The following is a 15,419-nucleotide window of genomic DNA, read 5'->3' as shown; positions in this document are numbered from 1 at the left end:
CGCCGCGGTGGCGCCGCCTCGGGGCATCCGAGCGGGATGCGGGGGTCAGCCCGCGTAGTCCTCGAGTGGGTTCCACTCGGGGAAGGTGAACGCCGACATGTCCGACAGGCCACTCGCAGCGAGCGCGTCCGGGAGGAGGGCGGCGATGGTCTCGTCGTACTGCTCGGCCACGGGCCGGAAGTCGCTCCCCCGGGTGATGGCCTCGAACAGCAGCTCGCGCGGAGCCGGCGTCGGCTGGCCGGCGAGGAGCTCGGCGTAGAGCGCGGACGCACTCGGATCCGCCAGGAACGGGTTGGGTGCGTACCGCACGATCTCGTCGGCGATCTCACGGATACGCACCACGTCGGGGTCCACGTCCTGGCCCTCGTAGACGCCCGGCATGACCGAGATGTCACCGAGTTCGGAGCTCGCCGCCCGCTGGAAATCGACCGAACCCAGGAAGTCGAGCACCTGCCACGCGGCCTCCGGAGACTCCGTCTCGGAGCCCATCATCCACCATCCGAGCACGTTGTCCTGCGCGGCTCGGGTGCCGGCCTTGCCCGAGTCGGGCACCGGGGGTGCCGCGATCCCGAGCGGGAGGTCGGGGTTGGCGCGTCGGAGCTCGGCCGCGTGGAAGTTCGGGAACATGTACATGCCGAGTCGCCCCGACGCCATCTGCTGGATCGCCTCGTTGGAGTTCCAGCTCTCCCAGCCCGGGGTGAGGATCCCGCGGGCGTTCAGGTCGCTGAGGTAGGAGACGGTCTCGAGCGTCGACGGCTCCGCCAGGGCGGGCGCACCGGTCAACAGGCTCAACGGACTCGTCGCGACGTCACGGAACGGCTGCGGGCCGGCGAGGTTCTGCAGGATGAAGATCGACGGACTGGTGCCCACCAGCGCCGTCCCGAAGACATCCCCCCCTCCGTCCCGCGTGATCTTCTCCGCGGCCTCGGCGAACTCGCTCCAGGTCGACGGGGCGCTGGAGAACCCGGCACCTGCGAGGATCTCCTCGTTGTAGTAGAGGAGTCGCGTAGCGCTCGTGACGGGGTCCGCGCTCGGCACGCCGTAGGCCTCACCATCGATGAACAGCGAGCTGAGCTCCGGATCGTAGACGCGCTCGGGGAAGCGCCCGGTGAAGTCGTCATCCAGGAACTCCGTGATGGGGTGCACCCAGTTCCGCCCGTGCGCGCTGAGCAGGTCGATTCCCTGCCCGGAGGCCTGCCGGAACACGTCGGGCGAGTCACCGCTGGTGAATGCCAGCTGCATGGCGTTCGCATACTGGTCCGCGGGGAAGACCTGCAGGTCGACCCGGATCGCGGGGTTCGCCTGTTCGAACGCGTCGAGCTGGCCGCGGAGGAACGACTCGTCGGTGGGACCGGCGGCGACGGTCCAGAGACGCACCGTCGTGCGGGTGGTGCTGGTCGAGCCGGCCGGGGCGCAGGCGGCGAGCAGGGCGCCGACCGCTATTCCTCCTCCGACCGCCCCGCTGAACTTCAGGAAGTCGCGACGCGAACGGAGCGGCCGCACGGGGCGAGCGGCTTCAGGTGGCACTGGATTGTAGCGCTGGGGGATCATCTGCATTCTCCATCGAAGCATCTAAGGTTGTCTGATGACATGGCAATTATACCTATCACTCGGGCTGTCACGTCAATGCCGGATTCGCACGGGTTGCCTCCGGGTGTCTCGTGAACCGATCGGCAGCGGCATCCAGTCGACGCCAGAACTCCTCGGGGATGGATTCCCGCTCCGAATCGACGTTCGCAGCAACCTGCTCGACGCTCGTCGCACCTGCGACGATGCTGGCGACACCGGGACCGCGGAGGCAGAACTGCAGCGCCGCAGCCGCGATCGACACTCCATGTTCCCTGCAGAGCCCGGCGACGACGCGCAGCCATGCCTGCTCACGCGACGTGAGCCCGGCGACCTCGGAGACATCGTCGACACGGCCCGTCGCGAGCACGCCGTCGGCGAACGGAGCCGCGACGACGACGCCCAGGCCCAACTCTGCAGCGGTCGGGAGGACCGATGCGCCGAAGGTCCAGTCGAGCAGGTTGTAGCGGCGCCAGACCATGATCATGTCGAGCGCTTCGGGGACGGCCCGCACGACCTCGCCCAGCACGCGGTCGAGTGCGCCACCGCGGGAGCTGGTGAGCCCGACAGCCCGGATCACCCCCTCGCGACGCAGGTCGACGAGCGCGGCGAGGACTCCTTCCGCGCCGGCCAGGCACCTGAGGTCGGCGCCGCGGGAGGGCGCCTCGGGTACGGTCCAGACCTCATGCACCTGTGCGAGGTCGAGCACGTCGACGCCGAGCCGATCCATGCTCCGCTCGATGCTCTCGCGCGTGCTCGCGTAGGTCAGGGTCGTCCCCCGGGGGAACATGCCCACCTTCGTCGCGACGACGATCCCGGTGCGGTCGAGCTCCCGCAGTGCCAGGCCGACACGACGTTCGCTCTCACCGTCGCCGTAGCCGGGAGCAGTGTCGATGTACAGCGCACCGAGACGCGCGGCCCCCCGGATCACCGCGACGGCCTCGGCTTCCTCCGGACAGCCGAGCCGGGTGACGAGTCGCGCCGCCCCCAGCCCCAGGGTGGGCAGGGTGACGCCGGTTCGCCCGAGGCGGCGTCGCGGCAGCACCGAACCTCGCTCAGCGTCCGGCATCGTGTTCACTCGCCGGGCACGATCGTCGGCGGGCCGTATGCGCCACGGCGTGCCCACTCCGGGAAGACCGCCGGGTCCTGCGGTCGGGGAACGATGGACTGCGTCCGAACCGGGTCCACCCACGGGGTCGCGTAGGTCGGGGGGCGCACGAACCGCGCGATGTCGAGTTCGAGGTGCACGGACGCACCGGGTGCGAGCACGACCTCGAACCTGGTCATCGCGACCTCCGACCGGGGCGCACCCGGCTCGTCGAGGCGACGCAGTGCACGAACCGCGTGCTCGCCGAAGCCACCCGCCTGCACGATCACGGACCGTTCCCGTTCGAGGCCCGTGTTGACGAGCTCGAGCTCGACGCGCGTTCCCCCTCGTGGTGTCACGAGGGCCGCCACGTCCGGCGGAAGGCCGGGACGCTGCTCGGTCGTATCGAAGTACCGCAGGGTGGCCGACTGGAGCCCTCCGTGGGACATGTGGATCGACGATCCCATGGTCAGTTGCACCAACGACTCCACCACCAGCGGGCTCATCTCCTGCCACATGTGGATGCTGTAGGGATGGTCGGTGTCCCATCCGGCAGGGTCGCCGCTCGGGGAGCGCATGCGATCGAGTTGCCGTGCGATGGTCTCGAGGTTCGCATCGAGGATCTGCTCCGGGTACGAGGGGTTCCGTCCCCGCGCGAACTCGAACCAGGCGAGCGTGTTGGCGTTCAGGTGCTTCGTGTCGCGCCCCAGCTCGGGGTCCCAGCCGGAGGTGCGCGGTGACACCGGACGGCGCACCCGGTCCGGCAGGTCGAGCCGCTCGACTCGATCCGCGTCCTCCTCGGCCCGCGACGCCTCCCACAGCTGCACGAGCGGCACGTGCGGCGCCGGCCCGTGGCCGTGCCACCCGCGATCCGAGTGCAGGGCGGGCACGAGCCAACCACCGTCAGAATCCGAGCGCCGCAACGCCCAGGATGCATCGGCCTGCATGCGGGGAAGTTCGAGGAAGCGCTCCCCGCCTCCGAGGAGCAGCGCGTTCCGTGCTCCGTTCGTGGCAGCCTCGAGGATGTCCTTGAGCCCCCTCGGCCAGCTCCACCCGTAGTAGCCACCCCACCACTTGCCGTCGTTCAGCTCGCCCACGATCCCGGAGGGGCCGATGTTGTCCGGGACGATGCCTCCGTTCGCGCTGGTGCGATCCGTCCACTCGGCGACGTAGCGCATGACCCAGTCGACGAACCGCCCATCGCCCGAGAACATGAAGGCGTGCGCCATCATGGCGGTCGCGTGGAGGTTGAGCGGGATGTCCCCGGACATCATCCGGGAGTTGACCGCATCGAGGATCCGCTCGAAGTCGCCCGCGACGAGCCAGGGGAAGGCCGCCTCCGTGTCGACACCGGGCAGGTCGTCGTACGGACTCTGCTGGATCACTCGTCGATGGGTCGACCAGTCCTCGGGAGTGGTGACGAAACGCGGGCCGTCCGCTCCGGTGAGCGGCGAACGCATCAGACCGCGAGCCGGATCGAAGTTCGACGCGTCGGAGTCCCCGAGGTACAGGCTCGCGAACTTGATCGCCCGACGCTTCCACTTCACCGACGCGGGATCGCTGAGCCCGCTGAAGTAGACGAGGTGCGAGGACTCGCCGTGGTGCATCCAGTCGTAGTAGCGATCGAACTCATCGCGGATCTGGCCGTACTCCGTCCACTGCCACGTGATGGACTCCCAGGCCCGGTCACCCAGCCTGCGCAGCTCGTCGCTGCCGCCGAGCGCGTAGAGCAATGGGAGGTTCTGGAACGCCTCGTACGGGTCGTCCGATCCGTCCATCCCGGGCCAGTCGCTCCGCCAGATGAGCGTGCCGTCGTCGCGGCAGTAGCGCTCGACGAACTCGCGCGCGGCCGACTCCAGTTGTCGCAGCAGGTCGCGCTGGAGCAGTGCCCATCGCGGTGCGGCCCGCCGCCGGCCCGCGTCCACCCGGAACATCGATTCCATCAGTGCTTGCCTCCTCGCTGGTTCAACCGCTCGCTCGTGCGAATCTCCTCCGGCCAGGCGAGCTGGATGCCGAGATCCTCTGCGAGCACACGCTGGAAGTCGTCGCGGCTCCGCTCGTGTTCCCAGACCGCGTGCGGGTCCGCGCGCGTACGAAGGCAGTGGACGGCGAGCGCGCCGGCGGCTTCGCCGATGTTCCACTCGACGGGATGCAGCCGGTAGCAGCCGTTGGTGACGTGCGTCGTCCCGATGCACTTCCCCGCCGCGATGAGGTTGCGCACGCGTTCGGGGATCAGGGACCCGAGCGGGATCTGGAACGGGTAGCTGGCGACGTCCACGTACCCGCGCGGCCCCTCCGCGCCTCCCACGCTCGGATGGAGGTCGATGCGGTACGCGCCGACGCCGACGCTGTCGGCGAAGACCTCGGAACCCTCCGGCAGACCCGCGTCCCGACGCGCCTCGATGCCGACGTGCTGCTCGACGACCGTCGTCAGCGCACGAATGCGCCGCGACTCCCGAATGTACGGGCGGAGCGCGAGGCCGTCCGCGGTCCCCAAGACCCCGGCACGCGGGCGGAGGCCGGGATACCCTTCCCCACCGTCGGGTCGGGGCGCTTCCACCTGCAACCAGTGCAGCACGGAGCGGCTGAGCGATCGCGCCCCCGCGAGGTGCCGATCGCGCTCGTCCGCGTCGACGCCTACGATCGGCCCGAGCCAGTAGTCGATCTGCGGCCAGTTCACGACGCTGATGTCTCCGCCCGGATGCGGCTGCGCGAAGTTCGCGGCCGCCGAGATGCGCCGGAACCGCCAGAGGTCACGTGACTGCTCGCGCGACTCGGCGAACAGCGAGCGGGTGCGCGCGATGCCGGTTCGCGGGTCGACGTCGGTCCACGACAGGAGCGAACCCGGCCAGAACTCGGCGCGGTACTCGCGCCAGAAGTCGTACTCCGCGGGTCGCTCGATCGGTTCGACGGGCTCGTCCGGACGGTACTCGAGGGCGAAGCACCACGACAGCGCCTGCTGGTCGCGCGGCTCGGCAGCACCGGCCCTCGCGTGCAGCTCCCCCGTCTCGTCGCGCGACTCGGAACCGATGACGGACTCGACGTCGGCCAGCTCGACGACCTCACCGGTCTCCGTCGCATCGAGTACGTACCGGGCGGAGCACCAGAGTTCGGCGTCCGCGATCGAGAACCCGACGGCCGCGATGCGGTCGCCCTCGGTGCGGACGGACGTCGGCGTGCATCCGGTGAGTACCGTGAGTCGACCGTCGGCCCGGGCGGCCGCGAGCATCTCATCGATCGCGGCGAGTGCCGGCTGCGGCTCGACGCACAGCCGCGACACCCATCCGTCACCGGGGTTCAGGTGGGGTTCGGCTGCGACCTCGGGGCGCAGCCGGTAGTTGCGTCGGTAGTAGTCCCGGATCCGCTCGCGGAGTTCGCGATACCGAGCAGTCACACCGGATTCCTCGACCCAGGGATGCTCGTCGGGCGGCACCGCCTGGGAGGTGAGCTGCCCGCCCAGCCACGGCGACTCCTCGGTGAGCACTGCGCGTCCACCGAGTCGGGTCACCGCAACTGCAGCCGCCACCCCACCGAGCCCGCCCCCGACGATCAGTACGTCCGTGGTGAGCTCACGCATGGGCCGCCCCCTCGAGGAGTGCGATCGCGCCGCCGTGAGCGGGCGATGGCGGGACGCCGTCGAGCAGCGGATCGTCGGTGTCCCGCATCCACTCGCGCAGTCGGCCGAGGAGCGCACGCACGACGATCGCTCGCTCAGGCCGGTCCGCGAGGTTGATGCGCTCCTCCGGGTCGACCGCGAGGTCGTAGAGCTCGACGAGCGCCGGCGGGTGCGCGAGCCGCCGGTCGAGCGGCGTCGAGCGTGGACGCCAGGACTGCGTCGACGCCGCGCTGTGCGGAAGGGTCCGGTCGAAGTGCAGGATCAACTTGTACCGATCCGTTCGGATGCAGCGGGCTGGATCGTAGTAGTCGTGATAGGTGAATTCGCCGAAGATCTCGGACCGCGAGGTCGCACCGGCAGCGATCGCCGGACGCAGGCTCGCGCCACGGGACTCGGGTGGAATCGGGGACCCGATGGCGTCGAGCAGCGTCGGGACGATATCGACGTTGCTCGCCAGCCCCTCGACCACGACTCCCCCGGTCCACCCCAGCGACGGCGCACGGAGGATCAGCGCCGTCTCGAGTCCGGGATCGCGAAGGGTGCCCTTGGCGCCCGGGAGCGCGAGTCCGTGGTCCGTCGTCAGTACGACGATCGTGCGTTCGGACATTCCGAGACGATCGATCGCATCGAGCACGCGACCGATCTGGGAGTCGACGGAGCGGATCGCCCCGGCGAGCTCTGCCAGTTCCGTGCGCGACCCCGCATCGGGCTCCAGGTACGGGGGCACCTCGATCTGGTCGGACGGCTCGGGCTCGATCCATCCGCCCGTGAAGCCCATGATCGTCGCATCGGGGTCGGGATCATGGAGCCGGTGCGGTTCGAGGAACCCGACCTGCAGGTAGAAGGGGCCGGCACCCCGGAGCCGCTCCAGCGCCGCGACCGCGCGGTCCGCCACCAGCTCGGCGCGGCGCTCGGGGTGGCTGGGGCCGAGCGTGTCGACCGTATCGAAGCCGAGTCGCGCGGCGACCTCGAGGTCCGGTCGGACCCGTGACTCGTGGTGCACGCCGAGGAGCTCCGTGCGGTAGCCCTGCTCGGCGAGGATCGCGGCGAGGTGTCGCACGTCGGGCCCGAGGTCCCACCCGAGGTGGGTGAGGCCGAGCACGCCGGTCTCATGCGGATACCGTCCGGTGAAGAGCGCTGCGCGCGAGGGGCTGCACTGCGGCGCGGTCGCGAACGCGCCGTCGAATCGCACGGCATCGTTCGCGAAGGCGTCGATCCGCGGGCTCGGCACGCGGGCGCCGTACGCGCCCAGCATCCGGCCAAGGTCGTGGCAATGGATGAGGACGATGTCCGGTGCCGGGGACGGTTCGGCCATCATCCCTTCACCGCCCCCGCGATGCCCTCCACGAAGTACCGCTGGAAGAAGAGGAACACGACGATGATCGGCAGCACCGAGATGACGGCACCTGCGGCCAGGCCCGTCCAGTCGATGCTGTACTCGCCGAAGAACGAGTACATGCCGACGCCCGTCGTGCGGAGCCCCGGAGCTCCGAGCGTGAAGACCAACGGAATCAGGAACGCCTGCCAGGCGCTGATGAAGTTGAAGATGAAGACGGTCGCCGCCACCGGTCGCGCGACCGGCAACATGACCTGGGCGAAGATGCGAAGGGGGCCCGCCCCGTCGATGATGGCGGCCTCCTCGAGGTCGTCCGGGACCTTCGCGAAGTACCCCATGAAGAGCAGGATGCCGACGACGTGGGCGGGCCCCGACTCGGCGAGGATGACGCCGCCGAGCGTGTTGTTCAGCCCCAGTGCGTTGATGAGCACGAACACCGGAAGGATGGTGTAGCCCTTCGGGAGGAACATCGTGGCGACGAGGACGCCGACGATGATCCGCTTCCCCGGCATCTTCCCCCGTCCGAGCGCGTACCCGGCGAGCGCCGAGATCGCCACGACCAGGGCGGCGGAGCCGAACGACACGATGATCGAGTTCAGCGTGTACTGGCCGAAGTTCGCGTTGTCCCAGGCACGCACGTAGTTGTCGAAGCTCGGCGACTGCGGCAGGAGCGAGAGACCGCCCTGATAGACCTCCGCGGTCGTCTTGAACGACGTCGAAGCCATCCAGATGAAGGGGTAGGTCCACGCCAGGCAGACGGCGATGAGGATCGCATGCGTGACGAGCGTCGCGCGCGAACGTCGCCGCCTCCACCTCGGCGTGACCGTCGGCGCGGACTTCGAGACGGAGTTCTCGGCCCCGGTGGATGCCACGGCGGTCATTCCGCGTCCTCCTTCGCCACGACGGGCCCGATGCTGGCCTGGCGACGGCGCCGCAGCAGGAGTGGCAGCACACTCACGACCATCGCCGCGAGGCCGAAGATGATTCCGGCTGCGGAGGCGAAGCCGAACAGCGGGATGCCCTCGGGATCGAAGGCGTAGTTGAAGATGTAGGTCTGGATGATCTCGGTCGATCGGTTCGGCCCGCCGTTGGTCATCACCTTCACGATGTCGAACGCGTTCAGGCTGCTGATGAGCGTGAGCAACAGGATGACGGCACCGAGCGGCGCGATCAGCGGCACCGTGATGCGCGTGAACACCTGCACCCGGTTGGCGCCGTCGACACGCGCAGCCTCGTACACCTCGGAGGGAATGGACTGCAGCGCAGCCAGCCAGTAGATGATCGTGATCCCGATTCCCTTCCACATGTCCACGAACAGGACGGTGGGCAATGCCAGCGCCTCGTCGCCGAGGAAGTTGATCGGCTGCTCGATCAGCCCGATCCCGCGCAGGAACTCGTTGATCGGCCCTCCCGAGGGGTTGAGGAGCAGATCGAAGACGACTCCGACCACGACCGTGGTGGTGACCACGGGGAGGAAGAAGAGGACTCGGTACACCGCCCGCCCCCGCAGTGCCGTGTTGTTCAGCACGATCGCGAGGAGCAACGCCAGTGGCAACTGCACGAACACGCCGAAGAGCGCGAAGATCCCCGTGTTGCCCATCGCGTTCCAGAACAGCGGGTCCGCGATCGCACGTCGGAAATTGTCCAACCCGACGAAGTCCTCGAGCGGACCGTACCCCTGCCACTCGTAGAGCGAGTACACCCAGCTCGCGACCATCGGCCACAGCGTGAACGCCACGAAGGTGATCAGCATCGGGAGCACGAAGACGTAGTGCCATCGGTGGTCCCAGGCCCGCGATCGCAGCGATCGGCTGCGACGGCGTGGCGGGTCGACCCGAGGTGGCGCACCCGCGACGTCGCGGGTCTGACTCAGCAGCATGCGGGAACTCTACAGGTTGTCTGACAACAGGGCAAATAGTGGACGATCACGCCGGCGCATCTCCGAGGTCGGGAATGGGAAGCTGGACGCCGCCGCGCAGCGCGGACTCGTGCGCGACCATTCCGGGAATGCAGTTTCGCGCCGACTCCCAGACGTTGTTGGGCGGGACCGTCTCCTGGTTGACCGCTCGCACGAAGTCGTCGACCAGGAAGTGGTGCGATCCTGCATGGCCGTTGGGGAGCTTCGCGAACGATTCGGGAAGCCGTTCCACCGGGTGCACTGGCGTATAGCCGGCATCGAAGTCCAGTTCCATCGCCTCATGCACCGACGGCATCAGCTCGCCGCTCTTGCGCGAGAACCCTTCCGTCTTCCTGCTGGTCAGGAAGTCGAAGAGATCAGTCTGGTCGGCGTGGTCGAGCGTGTTCCACACGCGCGCATTGCTCTGCTCCTCGTAGCTCCCCTTGGTGCCGTACATGCTCATGCGCGACGAGAGCTGCCCGCGCCAGCCGACCCGTCGGAATTCGTTGATGCGGCACATTCCGCCGTCGGACGTGCGGAAGAGCGCAGTCTCGTTGCTGAAGTCGTTCCCCCACCGGCTGACCTCCCGGGAGAACACCCCGTCGTCGGCGCGGTCGACGAAGCCGAGGCACGACACGGACTCCATGCGTGCACCCGTCACCGAGAGGATCATGCTGATGGAGTGCGTGGGATAGAACATGGGCGGGAAGCTCGCAGTCGACTTCCACTGCTCCCCACCGCTGCGCTGGAACGCCTCGTAGAATCCGTGCGACATGTCGTGGAGGTACTCGCCCTCGCCGTACACGAAGTCACCGAAGTCTCCCCGCCGGTACCGCTCTCGGCAGTACAGCGCCGCAGGATTGTAGTATCCGGTCTCCGCGACCATGTAGGTCAGCCCGGTCTGTTCCACCGTCGTGACCAACTCCGTCATCTCCTCGAGCGTGACGGCCGCCGGCACCGCACTGAAGACGTGCTTGCCCGCTCGAAGCGCCGTCAGCGAATGCTGGGCATGCATCCACCTCGGGGTGAAGATCGCGATCGCATCGACATCGCTCTCGCAGAGCTGCTCCAGAGACGAGTACGCCTCTTCCACGCCGTAGTGTCGGGCCACCCTGGCCGCCCGGTCGGGCTCGATGTCCGCCAGGGCGACACGCCGAACGCCGGGGTGCGCCTGGAACAAGGGGATGAATGACTGGGCGAACTGTCCGAGTCCGCAGATCCCGATCGCGAATCCTGATGTGCTCAATGTGTGTCCGTTCCTCTCTGAATGCATCGATCTCGTCAGCCCGCCGACACGAAGTCGACGTCGTACACCAGCGCAGTTCGCCGGTCGGGTGCGATGACGACGACGTGGGCACGGTCGCCCGGGCCCGAAGCCTGCTCGGAGTAGATGCCTGCCTCCGGGTCGTTCGCGCGTGCCGACACGACCGGGATGCCCGCGCCGTCCGGAACCGCGACCGTGTAGTGCTGCTGCTCGGGATGGAACTCCGGCACGGTCGTTCCGCCGACGGTGAGGTCGGCCAGCGTCGCGTCGGAGCTCGCAGGCACACTCGCGCGGATGTCGTCGAACAGGTAGGTGCCCGGTCCGACCCACCAGGAGACGAGGCCGACGCATTCCACCGTGTGGCGGAACGCCGACGCCGTGGTGAGCACGGAGCCGTTCAGCGTGATGTCCAGTGTCTGGTCGGTGAAGTCCAGCTCGACGGACACCTCGTTCCACACCCCCTGCGCCCACGTTCCGATCCGTGTCCAACTGCCGTCGGCCGCGATGAGGCGGATCGTGCCGTTCCCGAGAAAGCGGAGGTACATCGCCTGCGAAGTGGCGCCGGCCCCGATGGCGAACGACACGGAGCTCAGCTGGTCGGCGAGGAACCGGCTCTCCACCCGCGCCGTGTCAGCCTCGACGGCGGGCACCGCCGCCTCGAACTCCAGTGGATGCACGGTGCCCTCGACCTGCAGCACCTGACCGGTACCGCTCGGGTCCTCGGCGATGCGCACCGCTCCGTTCTCCGGGGTGATCACGGTGATCACGCCGGGAACCTCCCCGACGGCCTCGTCCTCGAAGTCGAGTTCGAAGGCGTAGACCGCGCCCCGTGACTCGATGAAGGTCTCCAGGGAGGCCGCGAGCCGAGCTCGCGCGTCGTCGACGAGCGGCTGGGTCACGTCATCCCCGCCGACGAGCACGTCGGCGGCCGTGCGGCGGTCGTCCGTGAGGGCGTCGATGACCGTCTGCGGATACTCGCCCTGACCGTCACCGGCAACGGCGTCGTGAAGGAACGCCGACGCCGTGACGACGAGCCGATCGAGCTCCTCGAGACTCTCCGCCGATGCCGGCAGCGGGTGCTCCGCGATGACCTGGACGTCGGAGAAGACCGCTTCCGAGAGCCCGCTCGCGTCGGCGGAGGCAGCCCAGATGCCTGCGTGCACGAGGCCGTCCATCTCCACGGTGACCGCCGACGACTCGACCCATGCTCCGTCCTCCCAGTACCAGCTGGTGACGCTGTCCCCGACCCGCGTGAGCTTCAGCCGCGCCGGGAACGTCGTGACCGGCGACTCGGACACGTTGGCGGTGGCCCCGCCGGACACCTCGCGCAGCCCGACCGGCATCGCACCGTCCGTCCGGATGCGCGGTGCCACGTTGCCCGCCGGCCCGGAGAGGTCGTCGCGGATCATCACGCCGGCCATCGTGAACCGATTGACCTGGCTCAGTGCCTCGACGGTGGCGATGATGGAGAAGCCATCCGGGTAGTCGGCCGGATCGACCTCGGTCCCGACGAAGACGACACGATCGCGCTTGCCCCACGCGTCCGCGGCGTTGCTGTTCAACGTCCACGTCCCGTCGTGGTGACTGGCGTAGCTCTCCTGGCGCTCCCACGGTCCGATCTCCTCGTGACTCCAGCCATCCGGCATCTCGGTGTCCTCGACCACGTAGACGGTGCGATGGGCGGACCTCTCGACGCCGTCGACGGTCAGGCGCACGCTCACCCGCGACACGCCGACGGAGACCCCCGTCACCGTGCCGTCGGCATCGACGTCGACGACCGAAGGGTCGGCGCTCGAGTATGCGCGCGCGGTACCCGCGAGCTCGATCTCCCCACCGTCCGACCACCACGCCAGCGGAGTGAGGGTGGCGGATGCGCCGACCTCGACCGCGAGCGTCGGCATGGTGAGCGAGGCTTCTCGGAAGACACGCTCGCGCACCTCGATCGACCACGTCCGGGTGAGGGTGAGGTCACCGACCACGACCCGTGCGACGATGTTCGCCTGACCGACCCCGATCGCGTCGACGACGCCATCCGCACCGACGAAGGCGGTCGCAGGATCGTCACTCGAGAACGTCACCTCACCGGAGGCGCCGTCGAGGGGGAACTCGCGACCGAGAACGGTCTCGGCGATCGCCCGGAGCTTCAGGTCATCGCCGACGGCGAGCACGTGCTCGTCCCCCTCCAGGGCGAACGAACCGATCCGATCCCCCACGTAGACGGGGACCACCACCTCGCGGAGGTTCGACCCGTCGTCGGCGGTGACCGTGATCGCGGTGCGCCCGGGCCCACGACCGCGGACCGAACCGGAGTCGTCGATCGCCGCGACACGCTCGTTCGCGCTCGAGTACGTGATCGACAGGTCCTCCGGATCGAGGGCCAGCCCGGCGGAGTCCCGTGCCACGACGACGAGATCCGCGACGCGACCGTTGTCGAGGACGATCGAGGAGGTGCGACCCGCTGCGGAGACATGCAGCCGGTCGAGGGCGCCCGCCGGGAACATGTCGGGTCGGGTCGTTCCGATCCGCCCGAAGTCGATGTCCTCGAACCCCAGGGCGAATGCGGGCGACTCCGGATCGAGCACGAAGTCGTCGTCTGCTTGATCGCGGAATGCGGGATCGCCCAGGATCGAGTGCTGGTCGAATCGCTGACCCGAGATCGTCTGCCAGTCGCTGATGTCCGCCACGAGCGGGATGCCGGTGACGCGGTACTCCCCGCTCGGCTGGGAGAACAGGTTGAAGTCCGATGTGGCGACGTTCTCGTCCTCCCAGTTCAGGAACTGGTACACGGCCGGACCCTGTTCCTCGACGACGAGGATGTTGCGCTCGTACCGGTGCGCCACGGCATCGTTCGCACCGTGCTGTGCGTTGCCCATGGCCGACGCGGACGCCTTCTCGGACGACTGCACGACGATGTTGTTCTCCACGACGTTGTCGGCCCCCTTGGCGTAGATGCCGGTGTGGATGCCGTTCATCGCCTCGACGCCGACGTCGTGGACGAGATTGCCGACCACGTGCGTTCCCTGGGTGTGGTTGTCGAGGTAGATCGCGTGCCCGTGGCCGCCATGCGCCTCTCGGACCATGATGTCGTGGATCCGGTTCGCCTCGATGACGTTGCCGGGCCCGACGGACGTCAGCGTGATCGCACCGGTGTCGTCACTCTCCTGGTTGACCGCCGAGATGTCGTTGTACCGGATCACGTTGTCACGTGCGGTGACCTCGTCGATCCTGCTCGGTGCACGGTTCGCCTTCGACCCGATTCCGTAGCGTGGCAGGTCGTGGATGACGTTGTGCTCGATCACGTTCTCACCGCTCTGGTGGACGAAGATGCCGGATCCGTGACCGACGAGTGATCCGTCGTGGATGTGGTTGTCGGCCACTCGGTTCGAGCGGTTGTCGTAGACCTGCTCGCCTGAGGCATTCCGCACTCCGCTGTCGGTCCCCAGCAGCAGTACGCCGTGGTAGCCGAAGTCGCTGATCTCGTTCCGCTGGATGACGTTGTCCCTGGCGGAGTGGTGGAGGGTCACCCCGCTGAACCCGGCGAGGTCGATGCGGTTGTCCTGCACCGCGATGCGCTCCGCGTTCTCGAGGTACACCGCCGCCGCGGCGTTCGGAGCCGCTGGACGGTTCCACTCGATCCCTCGTGTCTCGTTGAAGTAGTCCGTGAACGCGGAACCGACGATGTCGAACCCGCTGAACCGGATGTCCGTCACCGGCGTCGACGCATCGGATCCGACGAAGCGGACGATGTCGCGGATCACCGGCGCCGTGACGGTCGCCGAGTCGAACTCGGCGGTGTCGGGCCAGAGGTAGAGGTATCCCTCGGCCTCGTCCAGGTAGAACTCCCCGGGACGGTCGAGCGCCTCGAGCGCCCCTTGGAGGTAGTAGCGCCGCTGCTCCCCCTGCCCGAAATCGAGCAGCATGTCGTCGGCGAGGGTGACCCGTCCCTCGCCCGCTTCGAGTTCGTCGATGCGGACGGTGTCGGCGAAGTACGGGCTGCTCCAGACGACGGCCTGCGCTCCCGACAGGTCCGTCCACGGGGGAAGGTCGCCCGGCTCGGCGTAGAACGTGCGCGTGTCGTCCGCTCCACCGATGGTGTGCAGGTACCCGTCGTCGGGATATCGCGCCTTCCGCTGTCGTTCGCCGTCGACGAAGACCTGGTCGAAGCGCCAGTCGCCTGCGGCCACGGCCGGGATCGCGAGGCGGAGCACACTCGGAGTGGCGGTCTCCTCCCACTCCCCCTCGAGCACGCGCGAGCCCGAGATCGTCGCTGCGCCCCCATCGCCTGTGACCCACTCCACCGTGAATCCGTCGCGACCGGAGTCGCGTTCGTCGAAGGAGAGTGGTTCCTCGAGGAAGTAGTCGCCCGGTTCGACGATGACGGCGACGTCGTGCGCCATGCCGTCGGCGATCTCCGTGCGAACCGCGTCGCGAGCGCGCTCCAGTGTCAGGAACGGATCGGACGGCGCACCCGAGGCGGCATCGCTCCCGGAGGGCGATACGTGGAATGCGGTGGATTCGACCGGCGCGGACGCTGGCGTCGTCTGGACGACGCCGGCCAGCAGCAGCGTGCTCGTCGCGGCCATCGCGAGCGTAGCGAGTTGGATCATTTCGGGGTCCCTTCACATGAGGCGCGGTCGACGATGACCGCGACGT

The 15,419-nt window shown here is 68.5% G+C and carries 9 protein-coding genes; all 9 read right to left on the bottom strand.

Annotated elements, in window-relative coordinates; all coding sequences use genetic code 11:
- Positions 1-45: 45 nt before the first annotated feature.
- Positions 46-1,527 (bottom strand): ABC transporter substrate-binding protein, encoded by a 1,482-nt coding sequence (locus ABZK10_RS12960; RefSeq protein WP_353809712.1) that lies wholly within the window; start codon positions 1,525-1,527, stop codon positions 46-48.
- Positions 1,528-1,618: 91 nt separating this feature from the next.
- Positions 1,619-2,635 carry an aldo/keto reductase gene (locus ABZK10_RS12955; protein WP_353809711.1) on the bottom strand — a complete coding sequence of 339 codons (1,017 nt, stop codon included), beginning with the start codon at positions 2,633-2,635 and terminating at the stop codon, positions 1,619-1,621.
- A gap of 5 nt (positions 2,636-2,640) precedes the next feature.
- Positions 2,641-4,596: a DUF8034 domain-containing protein gene (locus ABZK10_RS12950; protein WP_353809710.1), complete on the bottom strand. Its 1,956-nt coding sequence runs from the start codon at positions 4,594-4,596 to the stop codon at positions 2,641-2,643.
- The gene (locus ABZK10_RS12945; RefSeq protein ID WP_353809709.1) at positions 4,596-6,230 is read right to left on the bottom strand and encodes an FAD-dependent oxidoreductase; all 1,635 of its coding nucleotides are present in this window, start codon (positions 6,228-6,230) and stop codon (positions 4,596-4,598) included. Before ABZK10_RS12945 ends, ABZK10_RS12950 begins: the two co-directional genes overlap by 1 nt.
- Complete coding sequence (locus ABZK10_RS12940) at positions 6,223-7,584, bottom strand: sulfatase family protein (RefSeq protein WP_353809708.1); 1,362 nt, start codon at positions 7,582-7,584, stop codon at positions 6,223-6,225. The genes ABZK10_RS12945 and ABZK10_RS12940 overlap by 8 nt, the downstream gene beginning before the upstream one ends.
- Complete coding sequence (locus tag ABZK10_RS12935) at positions 7,584-8,486, bottom strand: carbohydrate ABC transporter permease (protein WP_353809707.1); 903 nt, start codon at positions 8,484-8,486, stop codon at positions 7,584-7,586. The genes ABZK10_RS12940 and ABZK10_RS12935 overlap by 1 nt, the downstream gene beginning before the upstream one ends.
- A complete protein-coding gene (locus ABZK10_RS12930) occupies positions 8,483-9,484 on the bottom strand; it encodes a carbohydrate ABC transporter permease (RefSeq protein WP_353809706.1) in 1,002 nt (333 codons plus the stop codon). The genes ABZK10_RS12935 and ABZK10_RS12930 overlap by 4 nt, the downstream gene beginning before the upstream one ends.
- Positions 9,485-9,530: 46 nt before the next feature.
- Positions 9,531-10,748 (bottom strand): Gfo/Idh/MocA family protein, encoded by a 1,218-nt coding sequence (locus ABZK10_RS12925; protein WP_353809705.1) that lies wholly within the window; start codon positions 10,746-10,748, stop codon positions 9,531-9,533.
- A 35-nt stretch (positions 10,749-10,783) separates the two neighbouring features.
- The gene (locus tag ABZK10_RS12920; protein WP_353809704.1) at positions 10,784-15,373 is read right to left on the bottom strand and encodes a right-handed parallel beta-helix repeat-containing protein; all 4,590 of its coding nucleotides are present in this window, start codon (positions 15,371-15,373) and stop codon (positions 10,784-10,786) included.
- Positions 15,374-15,419 lie beyond the last annotated feature (46 nt).

It is taken from the genome of Agromyces sp. SYSU T00194, assembly GCF_040496035.1.
Lineage (GTDB): Bacteria > Actinomycetota > Actinomycetes > Actinomycetales > Microbacteriaceae > Agromyces > Agromyces chitinivorans.
The sequence above is the reverse complement of the archived record's forward strand: the minus strand, read 5'-3'. Positions and strand labels throughout refer to the sequence as shown.